Origin of the sequence: Aeromicrobium sp. Root236, assembly GCF_001428805.1 — a bacterium.
Classification (GTDB): Bacteria; Actinomycetota; Actinomycetes; order Propionibacteriales; family Nocardioidaceae; genus Aeromicrobium.
On record NZ_LMIS01000001.1, the window covers coordinates 213,811 to 236,686 of the forward strand.

At 67.5% G+C, this 22,876-nt stretch carries 17 protein-coding genes and 1 tRNA gene; 11 read left to right on the forward strand and 7 right to left on the reverse strand.

Features of this window, described 5'->3' with window-relative positions; genetic code table 11:
- Positions 1 to 3 precede the first annotated feature (3 nt).
- The 5 genes from lgt to pyk all read left to right on the forward strand — a co-directional run bounded on the left by lgt (position 4) and on the right by pyk (position 9,334).
- Positions 4 to 870 (forward strand): prolipoprotein diacylglyceryl transferase, encoded by an 867-nt coding sequence (lgt, locus tag ASE12_RS01155; protein WP_056395848.1) that lies wholly within the window; start codon positions 4 to 6, stop codon positions 868 to 870.
- Positions 871 to 929: 59 nt separating this feature from the next.
- Entirely contained in the window at positions 930 to 1,670 is a 741-nt protein-coding gene (locus ASE12_RS01160) for a VIT1/CCC1 transporter family protein (protein WP_056395851.1), read from the forward strand.
- A gap of 108 nt (positions 1,671 to 1,778) precedes the next feature.
- Positions 1,779 to 6,326, forward strand: coding sequence for a glutamate synthase large subunit (gene gltB, locus ASE12_RS01165; protein ID WP_056395855.1), 4,548 nt, complete (start codon positions 1,779 to 1,781; stop codon positions 6,324 to 6,326).
- On the forward strand, positions 6,319 to 7,782 hold the full coding sequence (locus ASE12_RS01170; RefSeq protein ID WP_056395858.1) for a glutamate synthase subunit beta: 1,464 nt from the start codon (positions 6,319 to 6,321) through the stop codon (positions 7,780 to 7,782). The genes gltB and ASE12_RS01170 overlap by 8 nt, the downstream gene beginning before the upstream one ends.
- A gap of 100 nt (positions 7,783 to 7,882) precedes the next feature.
- On the forward strand, positions 7,883 to 9,334 hold the full coding sequence (gene pyk / locus ASE12_RS01175; protein ID WP_056395861.1) for a pyruvate kinase: 1,452 nt from the start codon (positions 7,883 to 7,885) through the stop codon (positions 9,332 to 9,334).
- A gap of 57 nt (positions 9,335 to 9,391) precedes the next feature.
- On the opposite strand, the gene ASE12_RS01180 is transcribed toward pyk, so the two are convergent.
- Both ASE12_RS01180 and ASE12_RS01185 read right to left on the reverse strand, forming a co-directional pair.
- Entirely contained in the window at positions 9,392 to 10,000 is a 609-nt protein-coding gene (locus ASE12_RS01180; protein ID WP_056395864.1) for a hypothetical protein, read from the reverse strand.
- A 140-nt stretch (positions 10,001 to 10,140) separates the two neighbouring features.
- Positions 10,141 to 10,223: transfer RNA gene (locus ASE12_RS01185), tRNA-Leu, on the reverse strand.
- A gap of 100 nt (positions 10,224 to 10,323) precedes the next feature.
- Here ASE12_RS01185 and ASE12_RS01190 point away from each other — a divergent pair.
- The 3 genes from ASE12_RS01190 (at position 10,324) to ASE12_RS01200 (ending at position 13,578) form a co-directional block, all read left to right on the forward strand.
- Positions 10,324 to 10,953: an ANTAR domain-containing response regulator gene (locus tag ASE12_RS01190; protein ID WP_056395868.1), complete on the forward strand. Its 630-nt coding sequence runs from the start codon at positions 10,324 to 10,326 to the stop codon at positions 10,951 to 10,953.
- A gap of 140 nt (positions 10,954 to 11,093) precedes the next feature.
- On the forward strand, positions 11,094 to 12,362 hold the full coding sequence (locus ASE12_RS01195; protein WP_056395871.1) for an ABC transporter substrate-binding protein: 1,269 nt from the start codon (positions 11,094 to 11,096) through the stop codon (positions 12,360 to 12,362).
- Positions 12,363 to 12,603: 241 nt separating this feature from the next.
- Positions 12,604 to 13,578, forward strand: a complete 975-nt coding sequence (locus tag ASE12_RS01200; protein WP_056395874.1) for a type IV toxin-antitoxin system AbiEi family antitoxin domain-containing protein — start codon at positions 12,604 to 12,606, stop codon at positions 13,576 to 13,578.
- Positions 13,579 to 13,676: 98 nt separating this feature from the next.
- Here ASE12_RS01200 and ASE12_RS01205 read toward each other — a convergent pair whose 3' ends face one another.
- The 5 genes from ASE12_RS01205 to ASE12_RS01225 form a co-directional block, all read right to left on the reverse strand.
- On the reverse strand, positions 13,677 to 14,426 hold the full coding sequence (locus tag ASE12_RS01205; protein ID WP_056395877.1) for an ABC transporter ATP-binding protein: 750 nt from the start codon (positions 14,424 to 14,426) through the stop codon (positions 13,677 to 13,679).
- Entirely contained in the window at positions 14,426 to 15,322 is an 897-nt protein-coding gene (locus ASE12_RS01210) for an ABC transporter ATP-binding protein (RefSeq protein ID WP_056395882.1), read from the reverse strand. Before ASE12_RS01210 ends, ASE12_RS01205 begins: the two co-directional genes overlap by 1 nt.
- Positions 15,312 to 16,310, reverse strand: a complete 999-nt coding sequence (locus tag ASE12_RS01215; RefSeq protein WP_056395885.1) for a branched-chain amino acid ABC transporter permease — start codon at positions 16,308 to 16,310, stop codon at positions 15,312 to 15,314. Before ASE12_RS01215 ends, ASE12_RS01210 begins: the two co-directional genes overlap by 11 nt.
- Before the next feature lie 14 nt (positions 16,311 to 16,324).
- Positions 16,325 to 17,620, reverse strand: coding sequence for a branched-chain amino acid ABC transporter permease (locus ASE12_RS01220; protein WP_056395888.1), 1,296 nt, complete (start codon positions 17,618 to 17,620; stop codon positions 16,325 to 16,327).
- A 125-nt stretch (positions 17,621 to 17,745) separates the two neighbouring features.
- Entirely contained in the window at positions 17,746 to 18,492 is a 747-nt protein-coding gene (locus tag ASE12_RS01225; protein ID WP_056395891.1) for a DUF554 domain-containing protein, read from the reverse strand.
- A 123-nt stretch (positions 18,493 to 18,615) separates the two neighbouring features.
- Here ASE12_RS01225 and ASE12_RS01230 point away from each other — a divergent pair, with 123 nt between their 5' ends.
- Genes ASE12_RS01230 through ASE12_RS01240 form a run of 3 tightly spaced genes read left to right on the forward strand, consistent with a single transcriptional unit; the run spans position 18,616 to position 22,874 of the window.
- On the forward strand, positions 18,616 to 19,227 hold the full coding sequence (locus tag ASE12_RS01230; protein ID WP_056395894.1) for a GNAT family N-acetyltransferase: 612 nt from the start codon (positions 18,616 to 18,618) through the stop codon (positions 19,225 to 19,227).
- Positions 19,228 to 19,268: 41 nt separating this feature from the next.
- Positions 19,269 to 21,932, forward strand: a complete 2,664-nt coding sequence (gene polA, locus ASE12_RS01235; protein WP_056395897.1) for a DNA polymerase I — start codon at positions 19,269 to 19,271, stop codon at positions 21,930 to 21,932.
- 24 nt (positions 21,933 to 21,956) lie between these two features.
- Positions 21,957 to 22,874: a hypothetical protein gene (locus ASE12_RS01240; protein WP_157412768.1), complete on the forward strand. Its 918-nt coding sequence runs from the start codon at positions 21,957 to 21,959 to the stop codon at positions 22,872 to 22,874.
- Positions 22,875 to 22,876: the final 2 nt, after the last annotated feature.

Below are 22,876 nucleotides of genomic sequence, written 5' to 3' on the forward strand. Positions count from 1 at the left end.
CACGTGAGCGTCGCGTCATACATCCCCAGCCCGTCGCACGGCGTCTGGGACATCGGCCCGATCCCGCTGCGGGCGTACGCCTTCGGCATCATCATCGGCGCCATCGTGGCGATCATGATCGGCGAGCGCCGGTTCCAGGCGAGGGGCGGCCGACAGGGGCTGATCGGCGACGTGGCGATCTGGGCGATCCCGTTCGGCATCGTCGGCGCCCGCATCTACCACGTGGCCACCGACCCGGAGCTCTACTTCAGCGACGGCAAGCATCCCCTCAACGCGTTCAAGATCTGGGAGGGCGGCCTCGGCATCTGGGGCGCCATCGCCGGCGGCGCGCTCGGTGCCTACATCGGGTGCCGTCGCTACGGGGTGTCGTTCTCCTCGGTGGCCGACGCCCTGGCGCCCGGGCTGCTGGTCGCCCAGGCGATCGGCCGCATCGGCAACTACTTCAACCAGGAGTTGTTCGGCAAGCCGACCACCAAGCCCTGGGGCCTCGAGATCGCGGTCGACAAGCGCCCCGACGGCTACACGCAGTTCGCCACGTTCCACCCCACGTTCCTGTACGAGCTGCTGTGGAACCTCGCCGCGGCGGCCTTGATCATCGCGATCGATCGCAAGCTCAAGCTGACCGGCGGGCGGGCGTTCGCGCTCTACGCGATGCTCTACACCTCCGGCCGCGTGTGGATCGAGGCGCTGCGCATCGACGAGGCCAACCACATCGGCCCGTTCCGGCTCAACGTGTGGACGTCGATCATCGTCTTCGCGGTCGCCGCGACCTACTTCGTCGCGACCCGCAAGCGATCACGCTCCGAGGAGCCGGTGGCGGACGCCGCGGAGTCTGCCGACGAGCCGACGGACACGGAAGACGCGCGCTGAGCGTCAGGAAAGCCTGACCTTCGGTGACGGCGGCCCACGGTCGGACGTACGTTTTCACCATGACCGAAGCTGTCGAGAGCACCGAGCCCCTGCCTGACCCCGCGCACGTCGAGCACGAGCACCCGGACGTCACGGGCGGCTGGTTGCGGCCTGCCGTGTTCGGCGCGATGGACGGGCTGGTGTCCAACTTCGCGCTCATCATGGGCGTCGTCGGCGGCAGCAGCGCCAACGACACCAAGCCGATCGTCCTCGCTGGTCTCGCGGGGCTTGCCGCAGGCTCGTTCTCGATGGCAGCGGGGGAGTACACCTCGGTCGCGAGCCAGAGCGAGTTCGCGCTGGCGCAGGTCGACATCGAGCGCGACGAGATCCTCAACAACGAGACGGCCGAGGAGGCCGAGCTGGCGGTGATGTTCGTCGAGAAGGGGGTCGACGAGGACGTCGCCCGCGAGATGGCGGCGCAGATCCACCGCAACCCCGAGAACGCGGTCAAGGTGCACGCACGCGAGGAGTTCGGCGTCGACGTCGACGACCTGGCCTCGCCGATGCTGGCCGCGGTGTCGTCGTTCTTCTCGTTCGCCCTCGGCGCGATGATCCCGGTGTTCCCCTACCTGGTCGGCATCGAGTCGCCGTGGCTCGCGATCGTGTTGTCGCTTGTGGCACTGTTCGCATGCGGCGCCGTCGTCACGCGCATCACCGCTCGTTCGTGGTGGTTCGGCGGCTTCAGGCAGCTCGTGCTGGGCGGCGCGGCGGCCGGCCTGACCTATCTCGTGGGCGACGCGGTGGGCAGCGCCATCGGCTGATGCGGCACCGAACGGGACAGCCGTGTAATCTTGTGATGCTGTCCGAGGCCAACGTCGTCCCCGGTCCGAGAATTTTCGTGATCCTGATGACGTGAAGTGAGGCCCTCCATGCGCGCCCCCCTCTATTCGACTCAGCCGCCTGCCCAAGGTCTGTACGACCCGCAGAACGAGCACGACGCCTGTGGTGTCGCCTTCGTCGCGACGCTGACCGGCGTGCCGAGCCACGAGATCGTCCTCCAGGGACTCACCGCCCTGCGCAACCTCGACCACCGTGGAGCCGTCGGCGGCGACCCGGACACGGGCGACGGTGCGGGCATCATGATCCAGGTCCCCGACGCGTTCCTGCGCGGGGTCAGCGGCGTCGAGCTGCCCGAGGCGGGTTCGTACGCCGCAGGCATGGCGTTCCTGCCGATCGACGAGGCTGAGGCCGCCGAGGCGCGCGCTCGCGTCGAGGAGATCGCGACCGAGGAGGGCCTGACGGTCCTCGGCTGGCGCGAGGTCCCCGTCGAGCCCGAGGTCCTGGGCCACGGCATGTCGCGCGCCGCGATGCCGGCGTTCGTCCAGGTGTTCGTCACCGCCGCGGGGGAGCCGCAGAGCGGCATCGAGCTCGACCGCACGGCGTACTGCCTGCGCAAGCGCGCGGAGCACGAGCTCGCGGTCTACTTCCCGTCGCTGTCGAGCCGCACGCTCGTCTACAAGGGCATGCTCACACCCGAGCAGCTCGAGGGCTTCTTCCCCGACCTCGCCGACCCGCGCATGGAGTCGGCGATGGCGATCGTGCACAGCCGCTTCTCGACCAACACATTCCCCAGCTGGCCGCTGGCCCACCCGTTCCGCTTCATCGCGCACAACGGTGAGATCAACACCGCGCGCGGCAACCGCAACTGGATGCGCGCCCGCGAGGCCCTGCTCGAGAGCGACCTGATCCCCGGCGACATGAACCGGCTCTTCCCGGTCTGCGACCCGCTCGGCAGCGACACCGCATCGTTCGACGAGGTGCTCGAGCTGCTGCACCTCGGTGGCCGCAGCCTGCCGCACGCCGTCATGATGATGATCCCCGAGGCGTGGGAGAACGACGCCGACATGGACCCGGCGCGCCGGGCGTTCTACGAGTTCCACTCCTCCGTCATGGAGCCGTGGGACGGACCTGCCGCGATCGCGTTCACCGACGGCAACCAGATCGGCGCGGTCCTCGACCGCAACGGCCTGCGCCCCGGTCGCTACTGGGTGACCGAGGACGGCCTCGTCGTGCTCGCCTCCGAGGCCGGTGTCCTCGACATCGACCAGAAGACCATCACCCGCAAGGGCCGGCTCGAGCCCGGCAAGATGTTCCTGCTCGACCTCGACCAGCACCGCATCATCGAGGACCACGAGATCAAGAACACCCTCGCCTCGGAGCACCCGTACGACGAGTGGCTCTACTCGGGCCTCGTCCGCTTCGAGGACCTGCCCGACCTCGAGCACATCGTGCACACCCACGCGTCGGTGACCCGTCGCCAGCAGGTGTTCGGCTACACCGAGGAGGAGCTGCGGCTGCTCATCGCGCCGATCGCCCGCACCGGCGCCGAGGCGATCGGGTCGATGGGCACCGACACGCCCCTGGCGGCGATCTCGGACGGTCCTCGGCAGCTGTTCGACTACTTCTCGCAGCTGTTCGCGCAGGTCACCAACCCGCCGCTCGACGCGATCCGCGAAGAGGTCGTCACCTCGCTGGCGGGCACGATCGGGCCCGAGCGCAACCTGCTCGCACCCAGCCCGGCGTCGTGCCGCATGCTGCAGCTGCCGTTCCCCGTGCTCGACAACGACGAGCTCGCCAAGATCCGGCACATGAACAAGGACGGCGACATGCCGGGCTTCTCGGTGCACGTCGTCCGCGGCCTCTACGACGTCCACGGCGGCGGCGCGGCCCTCAAGGCCAAGCTCGACGAGATCTGCGCCGAGGTGTCGCGCGCGATCGCCGACGGCGCACGGATCATCGTGCTGTCGGACCGGCATTCCAACGCCGACCTCGCACCGATCCCGTCGTTGCTGCTGACCGGCGCGGTGCACCACCACATGGTGCGCGAGAAGCTGCGCACGCAGGCCGGCCTCATCATCGAGGCCGGTGACGTCCGCGAGGTGCACCACGTCGCGCTCCTGATCGGCTACGGCGCGACCGCGGTCAACCCCTACCTCGTGCTCGAGTCCGCCGAGGACCTGGCGCGCGAGAAGGTCTTCGTCGAGGGCGTCGAGCCCGGCCAGGCGCTGCGCAACGTCGCCTACGGCCTCGGCAAGGGCGTGCTCAAGGTCATGAGCAAGATGGGCGTCTCGACCGTTGCGTCCTACACCGGTGCCCAGATCTTCGAGGCTGTCGGGCTGGCGCCTGAGGTCATCGAGGCCTACTTCACCGGCACGTCGTCCAAGCTCGGCGGCGTCGGGCTCGACGTGCTCGCCGAGGAGGTCCGGGCGCGGCACCTCAAGGCGTACCCGACGAGCGGCATCGCCGCGGCGCGCCGTCACCTCGAGACCGGGGGCGAGTACCAGTGGCGTCGCGGTGGACCGGAGCACCTGTTCGACCCCGAGACGGTGTTCCGCCTGCAGCACTCCACGCGTACGGGCAGCTACGAGATCTTCAAGCAGTACACCAGCCGGGTCGACGACCAGTCGGAGCGACTCATGACGCTGCGCGGCCTGTTCGGCTTCAAGGACGGCGAGCGCCCACCGGTGCCGATCGACGAGGTCGAGCCGGTCTCCGAGATCGTCAAGCGCTTCTCGACCGGCGCCATGTCGTACGGCTCCATCAGCCAGGAGGCGCACGAGACCCTCGCGATCGCGATGAACCGTCTCGGCGGCAAGTCCAACACCGGTGAGGGTGGCGAGGACCCCGAGCGCCTGTACGACCCGGAGCGCCGTTCGGCGATCAAGCAGGTCGCGTCGGGCCGCTTCGGCGTCACGTCGGAGTACCTCACCAACTCCGACGACATCCAGATCAAGATGGCGCAGGGCGCGAAGCCCGGCGAGGGTGGCCAGCTGCCCGGCCCCAAGGTCTATCCGTGGGTCGCCCGCACCCGGCACTCGACGCCCGGCGTCGGCCTCATCTCGCCGCCGCCGCACCACGACATCTACTCGATCGAGGACCTCAAGCAGCTCATCCACGACCTCAAGAACGCCAACCCTGCGGCACGCGTGCACGTCAAGCTCGTGTCGGAGATCGGCGTGGGCACGGTCGCGGCCGGCGTCTCCAAGGCCAAGGCCGACGTCGTCCTGATCTCCGGGCACGACGGCGGCACCGGTGCCTCTCCGCTGACCTCGCTCAAGCATGCCGGCGGACCGTGGGAGCTCGGCCTCGCCGAGACCCAGCAGACCCTCCTGCTCAACGGGCTGCGCGACCGCATCGTCGTCCAGGCCGACGGGCAGCTCAAGACCGGCCGTGACGTCGTCATCGCCGCGCTGCTCGGGGCCGAGGAGTTCGGCTTCGCCACGGCTCCGCTCGTCGTGAGCGGCTGCATCATGATGCGTGTGTGTCACCTCGACACGTGCCCCGTCGGCGTCGCCACCCAGAACAAGGCGCTGCGCGAGAAGTACGCCGGCAAGGCCGAGTACATCGTCAACTTCTTCCAGTTCATCGCCGAAGAGGTGCGCGAGATCCTGGCGCGTCTGGGCTTCCGCTCGATCGAGGAGGCCGTCGGTCACGCCGAGGTCATCGACGTCCGCAAGGCCGTCGACCACTGGAAGGCCGACGGGCTCGACCTGACCCCGATCCTGTACGTCCCGGAGCTCCCCGAGGGCGCGGCCCGGCACAACACGACGGGCCAGGACCACAGCCTCGACAAGGCTCTCGACAACGAGCTCATCGCGCTCAGCGCCGACGCGCTCGAGCGCGGCGAGCCGGTGCGCGCGCAGGTCGACATCCGCAACGTCAACCGCACGGTCGGCACGATGCTCGGCCACGAGGTCACCAAGCGCTATCGCGGCGAGGGACTTCCCGAGAACACGATCGACATCACGTTCCTCGGCTCGGCCGGGCAGTCGTTCGGCGCGTTCGTGCCCAAGGGCGTCACGCTGCGCCTGGAGGGCGACGGCAACGACTACGTCGGCAAGGGACTGTCGGGCGGTCGCATCGTCGTCCGTCCGCCCCGCGAGGTGCAGTTCACCGCCGAGGCGCAGATCGTCGCCGGCAACGTGATCGGCTTCGGCGCGACCAGCGGCGAGATCTTCCTGCGCGGCAAGGTCGGCGAACGGTTCTGTGTCCGCAACTCCGGCGTCAGCGCCGTGGTCGAGGGCGTGGGCGACCACGCCTGCGAGTACATGACGGGTGGCCGGGTCGTGATCCTCGGCCAGACCGGGCGCAACGTCGCCGCCGGCATGAGTGGCGGTGCGGCGTACGTCCTGGACCTCGACGAGACCAAGGTCAACATGGACATGGTAGAGCTGCGCCCTGTCGCGGGCACCGCCGCAGAAGAGCTCAAGCTCCTGATCCAGAAGCACCAAGAGGAGACCGGCTCGGTCGTCGCCGAGCAGCTGCTCGGCGACTGGGAGCAGTCGCTCGCGCGATTCACCGAGATCATGCCGGTCAACTACCGGCTGGTGCTCGAGGCGCGCGACGCCGCCGAGTCCGAAGGACTGTCCGAGGAAGACACGACCGCACGCATGATGGAGGTGGCCGCACGTGGCTGATCCCAGAGGATTCATCACGACTCCCCGACAGGTCGCCGAACGGCGCCCTGTCGAGGAACGCGTCAACGACTGGAACGAGGTCTACCCCGGTGGGCCCGGCCGCGCCCTGCTGCCGATCATCACCGAACAGGCCGGACGCTGCATGGACTGCGGCATCCCGTTCTGCCACTCGGGCTGCCCACTCGGCAACCTGATCCCCGAGTGGAACGACCTGGTCTGGCGCGAGGACTGGGACGAGGCACTCGACCGCCTGCACGCGACCAACAACTTCCCGGAGTTCACCGGGCGGCTGTGCCCGGCCCCGTGCGAGACCGCGTGCGTCGTGGCGATCAACCGCGACGCCGTGACGATCAAGAACGTCGAGGTCTCGATCATCGACAAGGCTTGGGACGACCGCCGGGTCAAGCCCGAGCCGCCGGAGTGGTTGACCGGCAAGACCGTCGCCGTCGTCGGCTCCGGTCCGGCTGGTCTCGCGGCTGCGCAGCAGCTGACCCGCGCCGGTCACACCGTCGCCGTCTACGAGCGTGACGACAAGCCCGGCGGGCTGCTCCGATACGGCATCCCCGAGTTCAAGATGGAGAAGATCCAGGTCGAGCGCCGCATCGACCAGATGCAGCGCGAGGGCACGGTCTTCCGTACGGGCGTGCAGGTCGGCGACACGCTGACCGGCCACCAGCTGCGTGACCGCTACGACGCCGTCGTGCTGGCGATGGGCTCGACCGTACGACGTGACCTGCCGGTGCCCGGGCGTGAGCTCGCCGGCATCCACCAGGCCATGGAGTTCCTCCCGCAGGCCAACCGGGTCGCGCTCGGCGAAGAGGTCGACGACCAGATCGTCGCGACCGACAAGGACGTCATCATCATCGGTGGCGGCGACACGGGTGCTGACTGCCTCGGCACGTCCGTACGTCAGGGCGCCCGGTCGATCACGCAGCTCGAGATCATGCCCAACCCGGGCACGGATCGTCCCGAGTCGCAGCCATGGCCGACGTACCCGATGATCTACCGCGTCTCCTCTGCTCACGAGGAGGCGGGGGAGCGGGTCTACTCGATCTCGACCAAGGAGTTCCTCGGCGAGAACGGTCACGTCAGTGGCCTGCGGCTCGTCGAGGTCGAGATGGTCGACGGGAAGTTCGAGGAGGTCGAGGGGTCCGAGCGGGTCGTCCCGGCACAGCTCGTGCTCTTCGCGATGGGCTTCACGGGTCCCGAGAAGGAGGGCCTCGTCGACCAGCTAGGCGTCGAGCTCGACGAACGCGGCAACATCAAGCGCGACAAGAGCTACATGTCCAGCATCGACGGCGTGTTCGTCGCCGGTGATGCCGGACGTGGTCAGTCGCTCATCGTGTGGGCCATCGCTGAGGGCCGCTCGGCCGCCGCGGGCGTCGACGCGTACCTGTCGGGATCGACCAACCTGCCGGCCCCGATTCCGCCGAATGCCCGCCCGTTGACGGTGTGACAACTGGTCTTTTGCTCTCGAACCTGACCGAAACCTGATTTGTTGCGCCAAACCACTTAAGTGACTCGCCGGTAGGCGAACCGCTGGATAGGCTCGTGCAGTGAGAAGAGCGAAGATCGTATGCACCCTCGGCCCGGCCGTCGGTAGCGCCCACAAGATCCTGCAGCTGACCGAGGCGGGGATGGACGTCGCGCGACTCAACATGAGTCACGGCGACCAGTCCGACCACGAGCAGAACTACGCCTGGGTCCGCGAGGCCGGTGACAAGGTCGGCAAGGCGATCGCCGTGCTGGCCGACCTCCAGGGCCCCAAGATCCGGCTCGGCCGCTTCGCCGACGGACCCGTCCAGCTCGAGGTCGGTGGCACGTTCACGATCACGACCGACGACATCCTCGGTGACGAGCACCGGTGCTCCACGACCTACAAGGGTCTGCCCGGCGACGTCTCGGTGGGCGACGAGATCCTGATCGACGACGGCCGCATGCGCCTGCGCGCGACAGCCGTCACCGACACCGACGTCACCTGCACCGTCGAGACGAGCGGCCCGGTCAGCAACAACAAGGGCATCAACCTCCCCGGCGTGATGGTCAGCGTCCCGGCGATGAGTGAGAAGGACATCGACGACCTGCGCTTCGCGCTGCGTCTCGGCGTGGACTTCATCGCGCTGTCGTTCGTACGCTCCGCCGACGACTACTACGACGTCAAGAAGATCATGGTCGAAGAGGGCATCATGCGCCCCGTCATCGCCAAGATCGAGAAGCCCCAGGCTGTCGACAACCTCGACGGCATCATGGACGCCTTCGACGGCGTCATGGTCGCGCGCGGTGACCTCGGCGTCGAGCTGCCGCTCGAGGACGTCCCGATCGTCCAGAAGCTCATCGTCGAGAAGGCTCGCCGCAACGCCAAGCCCGTCATCGTCGCCACGCAGATGCTCGAGTCGATGATCTCGGCTCCGCGGCCGACCCGCGCTGAGGCGTCCGACGTCGCCAACGCGGTGCTCGACGGCGCCGACGCGGTGATGCTGTCCGGCGAGACGAGCGTGGGGGAGTACCCGATCCACACCGTCACCACGATGGCTCGCATCATCGAGTCCACCGAGGAGCACGGCCTGCCCCGCATGGCGGCGTTCACGTGGAAGGCCAAGACCAAGAGCGGCATCATCTGCCGCGCCGCTGCCGACGTCGCCGAGGCGGTCAGCGCCCGGTTCGTCGTCGCGTTCACGACCAGCGGCGACTCCGCTCGCCGCATGACGCGCTACCGCTCCAAGGTCCCGGTCATCGCGTTCACGCCCGACCCGCTCGTACGCTCGCAGCTGGCCCTGAGCTGGGGCATCGAGACGTTCCTCGTCCCTGAGGTCACGCACACCGACGAGATGGTGCTGCAGGTCGACAAGGCGCTGCTCGAGATCGGCCGCTGCGCCGACGGACAGCAGGTCGTCATCGTCGCCGGGAGCCCTCCGGGCATCCCGGGGTCGACCAACGCGCTGCGCATCCACAACATGGGCGATGCGATCAACGGCGTCGTCCCGGCCTACCAGGACACCGCGGAGTAGTTCTCCATCGGCTCGCCCGCTCGCCCCGGACGTTGGGGCGGGCGGGCTTTGTCGTCACTACGGTGACGACGTGTTCACGCTCGGCGTCAGAAGTAGTCGGAGCCTGCCATCCAGCCGACGGCCAGCACACCCACGACGGTGACCACGAGGAAGATCGCCGGCGCTCGCTTGCAGGCCGGCGAACTTCATCGTGAACTGGAACATCGCGAGAGACATCACCAGGACCACCAGCAGGGTCAATCCGGCCGCCTGCAGCACATCCGCAGCCCAGATGTTGACGTCTGGAAGGCGATCGCTCAGGTCGGACGGCAGGACAGGGTGGTTGCGGCCGCCCAACAGGTTGAGGACGGCCGCAAGGGTGAAAGCCATCGCGATGCCCCACGCGACGGCTGGACCGACCGGGTTGAGGTTGCCGCGGCGAACCTCGAGGAGCACGACGTACGTGGTGACGATCGCCGGGAGCGTGAAGACTGCGACCACAGTCCAGAACTCAGGAGCAATGTGCCACTCCCGCTCGGTGAAGTAGGAGTTGAGGTCGAGGACGTGCACGAGCCACGTCAGGAGGAGCGGGATGCCCTCGAGCAGGACGGCGAAGAAGGCCAGGACACCGCCGAGGCCATAGACGCACCCACTGCCGGTCGAGGTACGTGTCTGGCTGCGAGGCATGGGTGTCCTTGAAGTTGTCTTCCACGGCTGACTCGGCTCACGTTCCCGTGCCGGCAGGCCGGCACCGCGCCGGCCGCGGGCGGCCGTCGTTGCTTCCGGCTTCAGAACTTTCGCCCACTCTTCAATGGGTCCAATCCCGGTGCCGGGTGCGGGAGTCGAACCCGCACGCCCTTGCGGACAACGGTTTTTGAGACCGTCGCGTCTACCATTCCGCCAACCCGGCATGCACGCGTCGGCCGCAACATCCGGCGCAGCTGGACCCGCGAGCCCGCACTGCGTCCGTCGAGCTCAACCCGAGTTCACGTGCGGGATAACCTTCTCATGTGACTGACCAAGCCCCGGAGTCGGGACGGCCCGCGCCACGCGTCGTGATTGCCGAGGACGAGGCGCTGATCCGGCTCGACCTCGCCGAGATGCTCGCCGAGGAGGGCTATGTCGTGGTCGGCCAGGCCGGCGACGGTGAGCAGGCGATCGAGCTGGCGATGGAGCACCGTCCTGACCTCGTGGTGATGGACGTCAAGATGCCCAAGCTCGACGGCATCGCAGCGGCCTCCCAGATCGCCCAGGCCAGGATCGCCCCGGTGGTGATGCTCACGGCGTTCAGCCAGCGCGAGCTCGTCGAGCGCGCCCGGGACTCCGGCGCCATGGCGTACCTGGTCAAGCCCTTCACCAAGTCCGATCTCGTGCCGGCAATCGAGATGGCCATGAGCCGATTCGCCGAGATCCGGGCCCTCGAGCACGAGGTCGGCGACCTCACCGGCCAGCTCGCGACGCGGAAGGCCATCGAGCGGGCCAAGGGGCTTCTGCAGGAGGCCCTGAGCATCAGCGAGCCCGAGGCGTTCCGCTGGATCCAGCGCACGGCGATGGACCTCCGCCTGACGATGCAGCAGGTCGCACAAGGGGTCATCGACCACGGTCCTGAGCTGGGCGGGTCGGTCGATCCTCAGGGCTGATCATGCCCGGGTTACAAATTGGCTACGTTACTTGCCGTAATCGGCTCGTTGACCCAATTGACCCATGAAAAGACTAAGTTCATGCATACGTACACGCTCCCTGGCACGGGCCATGGGCTTTCTACATATCCGGAGGATTGATGAAACGCAGTACCCAGACGATCCGCCTCGCGGCCGTCGTGGCCGCGAGCGCGCTTGTTCTCGCTGCATGTGGCGGCGGCAGCGACAGCGACGGCGACAAGCCCAAGGCTTCCGACGCTCCCGCAGCCAAGGGCGACGGTGTCCTCACGGTCGGCACGCTCCTGCCGTCGACCGGTGACCTTGCGTTCCTCGGCCCCCCGGAGTTCGCGGGTGTCGACCTCGCGGTCAAGGACATCAACGAGGCTGGCGGAGTCCTCGGCAAGCCTGTCGCTCAGTCCAAGGCGGACTCCGGCGACGGTACGCCGAAGATCGCGCCCGGCTCGGTGGACAAGCTCCTCGCAGCCAAGTCCGACGTCATCATCGGTGCGGCCTCCTCGAGCGTCTCGCTGAGCGTCATCGACAAGATCGTCGGCGCTGGTGTCGTGGAGTTCTCCCCGGCCAACACGTCGACCGCCTTCGACACCTACGACGACAAGGGCCTCTACTTCCGTACCGCCCCGTCCGACGTGCTCCAGGGCAACGTGCTCGGCAACCTCGTCCTCAAGGACGGCGCCAAGAACGTCGCGATCATCGCGCGCCAGGAGGCGTACGGTGAGGCGCTCGCCGACAACGTCGAGAAGACCATCAAGGACCAGGGTGGAACGGTCGCCGCGAAGGTGCTCTACAGCGTCGACGCGACCTCCTACACGTCCGAGATCCAGAAGATCAAGGACGCCAAGCCCGACGCGATCGTCGTGATCTCGTTCAACGAGGCCACCAAGATCATCCCCGGTCTCGAGGCTGCTGGCATCGGACCCAAGGACGTCAAGACGTACTTCGTGGACGGCAACACCGCCGACTACAGCAAGGACTTCCCCAAGGGAACCCTGAAGGGCGTCAAGTCGACCTACCCCGGCGCGCAGCTGAAGGACGACTTCAAGACTCGTCTGCTCGGGATCAACCCGAAGCTCAAGGACTTCACCTACGGTCCTGAGTCGTACGACGCGACGGTCCTGACGGCTCTGGCCGCCGAGGCCGCCAAGAGCGACAACGGTGTCGCCCTGTCCAAGAAGATCAAGGAAGTCTCCGAAGGCGGCGAGAAGTGCACCACCTACAAGGACTGCCTGGCGCTGCTCAAGGACGGAAAGGACATCGACTATGACGGTGTCTCCGGCCCGGTGGACATGAACGACACCGGATCCCCGTCGAAGGCCACGATCGGCATCTTCCAGTACGGCGAGGACAACACCTACAAGAACCTCGAGTACGTCACCGGCGTCGTCGAGTAAGTAGGCACAGCACAGCACGACCAGGAGGGCCCCGGCTTCGGCCGGGGCCCTCCTGCGTCTCCCACCGGCTGCGGTTTACCAAGAGGTCAGGGCAAGCCGCCACTTCACAGGGCGCGCGCACCCTGAGATGTGGCGGTTTGCCGTGGGAAGTCGGCGGTCCACAGGTCTGGCGTCACGCCGATGATCCACAGCGGTGGCATTCGGGCTGGGTCCATCGGCCGCAGATCGGTGTGATGAGCCGATGAATGACCTCATCAGGACCCAGGCGCTCACCCGTGGCTACGTGACGCGCGCGCAGATCATCGACGCCGGCTGTCGCGACCGGGACATCAAGGCGGCGTTACGCGCTGGTCTGCTCGTGAGACTGCGCCATGGCATATACGCGTACGCGGACGACGTCGCGAGTATGACAGAGGTCGAGCGGCATCGCCTCGTCTCGTACGCCGTCGTCGACCGGCTCGGCGACGGGTTCGTCCTCAGCCACCAGTCGGCATGCGCTGCCCATGGGATCGATCAGTACGCCTCGCCGGACCAGGACGTACACGTGACGCGACTCGACGGTCGTGCGGGGCGGCGGGAAGCCGGTGTGGTGCACCACGTCGGCGCCGTACCCACTGAAGACGTGATGTTCGTCGACGGCCGGCTCGTGATGCGGCCGGAGCGAGCGGTGTTCGAGGCCGCCACGATCTGCTCGACCGAGTCGGCCATGGTCACAGCCAGCTCCGCGCTGCACCTTGGCCTCGCGACCGCGGAGGGCCTGGACGAGATCGGGGAACGCCTGACTCGGTGGCCCGGCGCTCGGCACGCCGCCCTTGCCATGCGGCTGTCGGACGGCCGGTGCGAATCTGTGGGGGAGTCGCGGTCGTTGTTCATGATGTGGCGCGGAGGAATCCCGAGACCCGAGCAGCAGGTCACGATTCGAGGGGAGTTCGGCGTCGTCGCGCGTGTTGACTTCGACTGGGACGCCTGGCGCCACACCGGCGAGTTCGACGGGCTCTTCAAGTACGGCCGCCTCAACGTGCACGTCGCCGACCCCGGGCGGATCCTCACGGACGAGAAGGCACGTGAGGACGGTGTCCGGGGGACGGGCCGAGGGATGTCGCGGTGGATCTGGCCGGAGCTGCCGATGCGGCAGACCGTCGAACGCCTGAGGCTCGATCTCGATCGCTCCCGCAGCCTCTACTGCCACGGGCGTACGTACATCGCCCTTGGCTGACGCTCCGCACGGCAAACTGCCACTCCACAGGGTGCGCGCACCGTGCGGAGTGGCAGTTTGCCCTGACCTCTTGGTAAACCGCGGAGGCGGGTGAGGGGTCAGTGGGCCTTGGCGAGTGTGCCGAGGTAGAGCTCGATGACCTTCGGGTCGTTCATCAGGTCGCGGCCGGAGCCCGTGTGGGCGTTGCGGCCCTGGTCGAGGACGTACGCCCGGTCGCAGATCTGGAGGCAGCGGCTGGCGTTCTGCTCGACCATGACGACCGAGACACCGGCGCTGTTGATCCGCTTGGTCTGGACGAACACCTCGTCCTGCAGAGCGGGGGACAGGCCGGCCGACGGCTCGTCGAGCAGCAGCACCGACGGCGACATCATGAGCGCTCGGCCCATCGCCACCATCTGGCGTTCGCCGCCGGAGAGCGAACCGGCGCGCTGGTCCTTGCGCTCGAACAGCCGCGGGAAGATGTCCGTGACGTAGCCGAAGCGCTCCTTGAACTTCTTGGGGTCGAGGTACATCCCCATCTCGAGGTTCTCGGACACCGTCAGCGACGGGAACACGTTGTTGGTCTGCGGCACGAACCCCACGCCCGACGCGACGAGCTGGTCGGCCCGCAGGTTGGTGATGTCCTTGCCGTTGAGCACGACCGTGCCCTCGTGGATCTTGACGAGGCCGAACATGGCCTTGAGCAGCGTCGACTTGCCGGCGCCGTTGGGGCCGATGATGCCGACGAGCTCACCGTCGTGGCAGTGCAGGCTCGCGTCGTTGAGGATGTTGACGCCGGGCAGGTAGCCGGCGATCAGGTTGTCGGCGCGCAGGATCGCGCCCTCGGGTGCCGCGTAGTCGTCGACCATCAGCTGTTCTCCTCGGCTTCTGCTTCCGCTTCGAGCTCGGCCTCGGCTGCGGCCAGGATCTCTTCCTCGGTCTCGTGGGTGAGCGCGGCGTCGTGGTGCGCGCCCAGATAGGCATCGATGACCGCCTGGTTGGCCATGACGGTGTCAGGCGGGCCCTCCGCGACGATCTTGCCCTGGGCCATCACGACGACCCAGTCGGAGATGTCGCGGACCATGTCCATGTCGTGCTCGACGAACAGGACCGTACGGCCCTCGTCACGCAGCGACTTCACGTGGCCCAGGAGCGACTGCTTGAGGGCGGGGTTCACGCCGGCCATCGGCTCGTCGAGCATGATCAGCTCGGGGTCGACCATCAGGGCCCGCGCCATCTCCAGCAGCTTGCGCTGGCCGCCCGAGAGCGAGCCGGCGAAGTCGTCGGCCTTGGCGTCGAGCTTGAACCGCGCGAGCAGGTCCATGGCCCGGTTGGTGTTCTCCTTCTCCTGGGCGCTCCACAAGCCCTTGAACAGGCTTGGCAGGAACTTCTCGCCGCGCTGGCCGGTCGCGCCGAGGCGCATGTTCTCGATGACCTTGAGCCGCGACAGCACCTTGGTGAGCTGGAACGTGCGGACCATGCCCTTGCGGGCGACCTTGTAGGGCGGTACGCCGTGGAGGCTCTCGCCGTTGAACGTCCATTCGCCGCTGTCGGGCTCGTCGAACCCGGTCAGCAGGTTGAAGAACGTCGTCTTGCCGGCGCCGTTGGGTCCGATCAGCGCGGTGATCTTGCCGCGTTGGATCTCGAAGTGCTCGACGTCGACGGCAGTGAGGCCACCGAACTTCCGGGTCACCCCGTCGGCCACGAGGATCGAGTCGGACTTCTGGCTCTGGGTGTCGCTGGACGGCTGCGTTTCAGTGGGCATCGATCGCCAGCTCCCTTCTGTCTCCGAAGATCCCTTGTGGCCGGTAGATCATGATCAGCATCAGTATCAGCCCCAGGAAGATGAGTCGCATCAGGCTGGCCTGGTCGTCGGTCATGATCGACGCCGGGATGGTCGGGTTGGTGCCCGAGGTCAGCTTGTCGAAGACCAGGTCGAGGCCGCTGATGAAGAACCAGAAGATCAGGGCACCGGCGACCGGTCCGAAGACGCGGGCGGCACCACCGATCAACAGCACGGTGTAGGTGAAGAACGTCGTGTCGGTCGCGAAGTCCGACGGCGCGACGTTGCTGGTCGCCAAGCCGGACATGATGCCGGCGAGCGCACCGATGACACCACCGAGCACGAGCGCCTGCATCTTGTAGGAGTAGACGTTCTTGCCGAGGCTGCGCACGGCGTCCTCGTCCTCACGGATGCTCTTGAGGACGCGTCCCCACGGGCTCCGCATGAGGAGGTAGACGAACCCGCACAACAGGAGCGCAAGGGTCCAGCCGACGATCATGATGAAGAAGTCGTACGACCGGAAGTCCAAGCCCAGGAAGTGCACACCCCCTGACGGGATGAAGTTGAGCGACCGCATGCCGTCGACGAAGCCGTAACGGCCGTCCTGGCCGCCGAACTGGTCGTTGAGGGCTGCCGAGCCGAGCACCTGGCGGATCGCCTCGGCTGCCGCGATCGTCGCGATGGCCAGGTAGTCCGCGCGGAGCCGCAGCGTGGGCACGCCGAGCACGAGCGCCAGCACGACCGCCATGAGGAGGCCGACGATGAGGCTGGGGAAGAGCGGCCAGCCCCAGGTCTGGATGAGTGAGCCGAGGGCGTAGCCGCCGACCATCATGAACGCGGCCTGGCCGAAGTTGAGCAGGCCGGTGTAGCCGAAGTGGATGTTGAGTCCGATGGCGGCGAGGCAGTAGATGATGGCGCTCGGGCCGATTCCCTGCTCGATCGCACCGGAGAGGACGCTTGACCATTCCATGGTGTTCTCCCTTCCTAACCGACGCGCTCTGCTCGACCGAGCAGACCTTGGGGACGGACCAGCAGGATCAGCACGAGCACGACCAGTGCGGTGACGTACTTGAGCTCGGACGGCAGGATCAGCGACGACATCTCCACGAGGAGGCCGACGATGATGCTTCCTGCCATCGTGCCCCAGATGGTGCCGAGGCCTCCCAAGGTGACGGCGGCGAACACGAGCAGGAGGATCTTGTTGCCGACCTGGTAGTCGAAGCCGTTCGTGAGGCCCCACATGATGCCGGAGAGGCCGGCGAGCGCGCCGCCGACGATCCAGATCGTGGTGATGACGCGGTCGACGTCGATGCCCGAGGATGCGGCGAGTGCGGGGTTGTCCGACACGGCTCGCGTCGCCTTGCCGAGGCGCGTGCGCTGCACCGCCAGGGACACCGCGACGAGGATGATGACGCAGACCACGGCGATGTAGAACGCCTTGGGCGAGACGCCGATCGAGCCGATGTTCCACAGCTTGCCGGCTGGTACTCCGGTGTACTGGTGGTTGTCGGCGCCGAAGAAGTACTGGTAGATGTTCCGCAGGAAGATCGACAGGCCGATGCTGACGATCATCATGGCGATGAGGCCTGTGCCCCGTCCTCGCAGCGGTTTCCAGAGCAACCGGTCATTGGCCAGGCCGAAGGCGCCGGAGAGGATGACCGCGACCAGGGCGGCCGGGAAGAACGCCCAGCCCCACTGGTCCTGGAACATGAAGGCGGCGAGCGCACCGAACGTGATGAGCTCGCCGTGGGCGAAGTTGGTGAGGCCGGTGGTGCCGAACACCAGGGACAGGCCGAGGGCGGCGAGCGCGAGCAGCAGGCCGAGGAAGATGCCGTTGATGCCGCTCTGCCCGATCTCGGTGAACGTGCCGACGGAGTTGTCGGTCGCCGGGCCGATCGCGTAGCCGATGCGGATGTCGGAGTCGGTCTTGATGGTGATGCTGAGTGTCGTCTTCTTGGGATCTCGGAGCTCAGCACCCTTGGGCAGGGTGTCGGTGTCGATCTTGACGGTGATCTTCTCGCCGAGCAGATCGATCGGGGTGCCGGGCAGCGCGATCGAGAACGAGCCGTCGGCACCGCTGGTGCCCGACGCGATCTCGGCGCCGTCCTTCTCCACGGAGATCTTGACGCCTGGCACTGGTTTGGCTGGATCGGTCCGGGTGTCGGAAAGCTGTCCGTTGACGTCGATCGTGTCGTTGGTTGCCGCCTGGGCAGGCGACGTCAGGCCCATCATGAGGACCCCCATCACGATCGAGAGCAGTGCCGCTGTTCGCAGTCGCACGCATGACTCCTGTCCGCTGATGCACGGGTTGGTTCAAATGTGATCCTCGGACTATAGCCACATGCAAGAGTCATGCACGTCACAACGGGGGCCCGTGGGTAACAGTTGGGTTTCGAGACGGTGTGTCAGTGCACCACGACGGCGATCTGGCACAGCACAGGCGCCAGCACGAGCGCGGGCAACAGGTCGGCGACGTGGATCGACTTGAGGTCGAGCAGACGGAACGCGACCCCGATCAGGATCAGTCCGCCGGTCGCGGTGAGGGCCTCGAGGTGCGCGTCCGGCAGGAACGAGCCGAGCGCCGCGCCCAGCACCGTGAGGGTCCCCTGGATCACGGCGACCGACACCGCCGACGCCATGACGCCGATGCCGAACGACGCCGCGAACGCCAGGGCGGCGAAGCCGTCCAGCGACGCCTTGAGCAGCAGCTGGTCGGCGCCGTTGCCGAGCCCTTCGTTGATCGACCCGAGGATCGTCAAGGGACCGATGCAGAAGACCAGCGAGCTGATGACGAATCCCTCGATGAACCGCTGCCGGCCCTCACCGGCCTCGCCGGGCGTCAGACGCCCCTGCAGCCAACCGCCGAAGTCCTCGAGCCGGTCCTCCAGCCGCAGCACCGAGCCGATGATGCCGCCGAACACCAGGGAGCCGAGGACGATCAGCGTCGGCGCGCCGCGGTCGACGGCGTCGACGAGGTCCGCGCTGCTGACCGCCATGGCGGCATCCGCGGCGATCAGCAACGTGACGAGACCGAGCGCGGAGGTGACGGTCGAACGTACGCGAAGGCTCAGGCGATGACCGATCAGGAGACCCAGCCCCGAGCCGGCGACCACGGTCGCCACGTTGGTGGCTGTACCGAAGCCGACGAACATGTAAGGTCTCCTTCGACAATTGAGGTTTCAACTGGGTACGCCCGCAGCACCCCGCGCGTAGTGTGTCATTTCTACGCCCGCGACTGGTGCGCGGGAGTTCCGGACTCGAGACAAGGGAAGTGCATGTCGGGCCGACCGCACATCGTTCTCCGCGACGCAGATCGCGAGGATGCACACGCCCTGGTCACCCTCTGGGCCGAGTGCGCAGGCGCCAGCAAGGACGAGGGCTCGGAGGCGTTCACGCAGCAGGCGTTGTGGCGTGAGCCCGGTGTCGCCGAGGCCGCGGCGGCGCTCGAGCTCAACCTCGGGCACCACGACAAGCGCATCATCGTGGCCCTTGTCGACGGCGAGATCGTCGGCGCCACGGTGTGCACGATCGGCACGCTGACCCCGATCAACCTGACCCGCGTGCTGATCATCACCGAGATCCAGGTGTCGCCGCGGTTCCGCCGCAAGTCTGTGGCGTCGACGTTGCTGTCGGCTGCTGCGAGCTACGGCGAGGAGCACAACTGCGAGATCGTCGTCGCCGCCGTGCCGGTGCACTCGCGCGAGCCGCATCGCTATCTCACCAAGATCGGGTTCAACCAGATCGCGGTGCTGCGGGCGATCCAGGCCAGCAAGCTGCGGTCGCGCCTCACGATGAAGGCCACCAACTCGCGCGACACCGGCAAGCTGATTGCCGTACGCCGGACGCTTCGCCGGCGCACCGACGCCCGCGGCCACTCCCGCACCTGACCCCTCGCAGTTCGTCAGACCCGGCGACTAGAGTCGACCGGGTGGACCGCCTCCTGCTGATCGACGGCCATTCCGTCGCCTACCGTGCCTTCTTCGCCCTCCCCGTCGAGAACTTCTCGACCACGACGGGCCAGAGCACCAATGCGGTGTTCGGGTTCACGTCGATGCTGATCAACGTCCTGCGCGACGAGAGGCCGACCCACGTGGCGGTCGCGTTCGACGTCTCCCGCAAGACCTTCCGGCTCGACCAGTACGCCGAGTACAAGGGCAATCGCTCCAAGTCGCCGCCGGAGTTCACCGGCCAGATCCCGTTGATCAAGGAGATCCTCGACGCGTTGCACATCACGACGTTCGAGAAGGACGGCTTCGAGGCCGACGACATCATCGGCACGCTGACGACCCGCGCCGAGTCCGCCGGCATGGAGGTGCTGATCTGCACGGGTGACCGCGACGCTCTCCAGCTCGTCTCCGACAAGACGACGGTCCTCTATCCCCGCAAGGGGGTCTCCGACCTGGCTCGCATGACGCCGGCCGCGGTCGAGGAGAAGTACTCGGTCACGCCCGACCACTATCCCGACATCGCCGCTCTCGTCGGCGAGACGAGCGACAACCTTCCGGGCGTCCCCGGCGTCGGCCCCAAGACCGCCGCCAAGTGGATCAACCAGTACGGCACGCTCGAGGCGCTCGTCAACGATGTCGAGAACGTTCCGGGCAAGGCGGGCGAGTCGCTGCGCGAGCACCTCGACAGCGTCCTGCGCAACCGCAGCATCAACGCCCTGATCCTCGACCTCGACCTGCCCGCCGGTCCCGCCGACCTGGCGTTCGACACCGTCTGGGACCGCGAGGCGATCCACACGGTGTTCGACGCCTTGGAGTTCAACGCGTTGCGCACCCGCCTGTTCGAGGCGTTCGGCGAGGTCGAGCCGCAGGCTGAGGAGGGGTTCGACCTCGAGGGCGTGACGCTGGCGCCCGGCGAGGTCCCGGCGTGGCTCGACACCCACTCCAAGTCCGGCGCCCGCCTCGGGCTTCACGTGCAGGGCTCGTGGGGTCGCGGCACCGGCGACGTCGTCGGGTTGGCGATCGCCTCCGACGAGTCCGCGGCGTGGATCAACACCGACGACATCACGGCCGAGGACGACGCCGCGATCGCGGCCTGGCTCGCCGATCCCGAGCGTCCCAAGGTGCTCCACGACGCCAAAGGTCCGGCGCTGGCGCTCGAGGCCAAGGGTTGGCCCATCAAGGGTGTCGCGGCCGACACGGCGCTGTCGGCCTACGTCGTGCGCCCTGACCAGCGTTCCTACGACCTCGGCGACCTGTCGCTGCGCTACCTCAAGCGCGAGCTGCGCGACGAGTCCGACAACTCCGGCCAGTTGACGCTCGACACCGACACCGTCGGGTCCGAGTCCGGCATGCTGCGTGCCCGCGCGACGCTCGACCTCGCCGCGGTGCTCGACCAGGAGGTGGAGCAGGCCAGCGGCACCGCATTGATCCGGGACGTCGAGCTGCCTCTCGTGGCGACCCTGGCGCGGATGGAGCGCACCGGCATCGCGATCGACGACGACCACCTGATCGAGCTCGAGTCCGAGTTCGCGGCGCGGGCGCAGAACGCCGCCTCCGAGGCGTTCGCGGCGATCGGTGGCAAGGAGATCAACCTCGGCTCGCCCAAGCAGCTGCAGGTCGTGCTGTTCGACGAGCTCGGCATGCCCAAGACCAAGAAGACCAAGACCGGCTACACGACCGACGCCGAGGCGTTGCAGCAGCTCTACGTCAAGACCGAGCACCCGTTCCTGCAGCACCTGCTCGACCACCGCGACGTCACGCGGCTGCGCCAGACCGTCGAAGGGCTCCGCAAGTCGATCTCCGACGACGGTCGCATCCACACGACGTACGCCCAGACCATTGCCGCGACCGGCCGCCTGAGCTCCAACGACCCCAACCTGCAGAACATCCCGATCCGCACGGCGTCAGGTCGCCGCATCCGCGAGGCATTCTGCGTCGGCGAGGGCTTCGACACGCTGGTGACGGCCGACTACAGCCAGATCGAGATGCGCATCATGGCGCACCTGTCGGAGGACGCCGACCTCATCGCGGCGTTCAACTCCGGCGAGGACTTCCACACGGTCATGGCGGCCAAGGTGTTCGCCAAGGAGCCGAGCGAGATCGACGGCGGCCTGCGGGCCCGGATCAAGGCCATGAACTACGGGCTCGCCTATGGACTCTCGTCCTACGGCCTCAGCCAGCAGCTCAACATCTCGACGGGCGAGGCCCAGGGCCTCATGGACGACTACTTCGAGCGTTTCGGCGGGGTGCGCGACTACCTGCGCGGTCTGGTCGACGAGGCGCGCCAGACCGGTTTCACCGAGACGATCATGGGTCGTCGGCGCTATCTGCCAGACCTCCAGAGCGACAACCGGCAGCGCCGTGAGATGGCCGAGCGCATGGCCCTCAACGCGCCGATCCAGGGCTCGGCGGCCGACATCATCAAGGTCGCCATGCTGGGCGTCGAGCGTGCCCTCGACGCAGCCGGGCTCACCTCGCGGATGCTGCTGCAGGTGCACGACGAGCTGGTGCTCGAGGTCGCCGCGGGGGAGCGGGAGCAGGTCGAACAGCTGGTCCGCGACCAGATGGCCTCAGCTGCCGACCTCTCGGTGCCGCTCGACGTGTCGGTCGGCGTCGGCCGCACGTGGCACGAGGCTGGTCACTAGCGCGACTTCCACTAGCCTGTGCGGGTGACAGTCTTTCGCGTCTTCACCGGCGCTGGTGTGCTCGTGGCGGCGGTGCTGCTCTCGTCCTGCAGTGGATCCGATGACCCTGACGCGGGCGCGGAGTCGATCAAGACGCAGGCCGAGAGCGTGCTTCACCCGACCGGCGCCGGGGTGGCGTCAGTCGACGCGACGCAGACCCCGATCGACGGTGACGCCGATGCTGATCCGCTCGACGCAGATCACTGGGCCGTCGACATCAACGTGGTGATGACCGAGCAGGCGACCGCCGATCAGGTCGCCTCAGCAGCCAGGTCGACCCGGGCGTTCTCGAAGCAGTACGTCGGCACCGGTCGATGGACGGCTCACGTGACGGTCGGCGAGATCGAGCCGGTCGCCGGCGACGACAGGACGGAGCCGGCAGCCGTGCAGGTCGAGATCTATCCGAAGGTCCGGGTCTCGGCGGCAGCGGATGCCCGCGCGGCGATGGCGGTGAAGGCCCTCCGCGGGGTTGACGGTGTGGCGATCGCCGGTGGTGTCGCCGACGTGCGCGTCGGGAAGGCGGGCGATCTCCCTGGCGTCGTCACGAGCCTGCGACGACTCTCGCTCTGGAAGGACGGCGGCAACCTTGACGCCGAAGCAGGCCGGATCCGGCTCTCGGACGTACCGCAGCGAGTGACGATCGCGCAGCTGAAAGCGATAGTCCGGGAGGGCGTCGCCCATCCTCACGCCGATCTCGCCCTCGAGTCGAGCGGCCGCTCGCCGGAGCTCTACGTCAACCACATGACGCTCGCCGAGGGACGAAAGCTCGCCTCCGCGCTCACGGATCCGGCGTTGGCCAGGCGGAACGCCGACGGGTTCGAGCTCGAGTTCAACGTGCGTACGACCGATGCCGACAAGACGGTCGACATCCACGGGACGTTCGGCAGACCACGCAGCCTCTGACC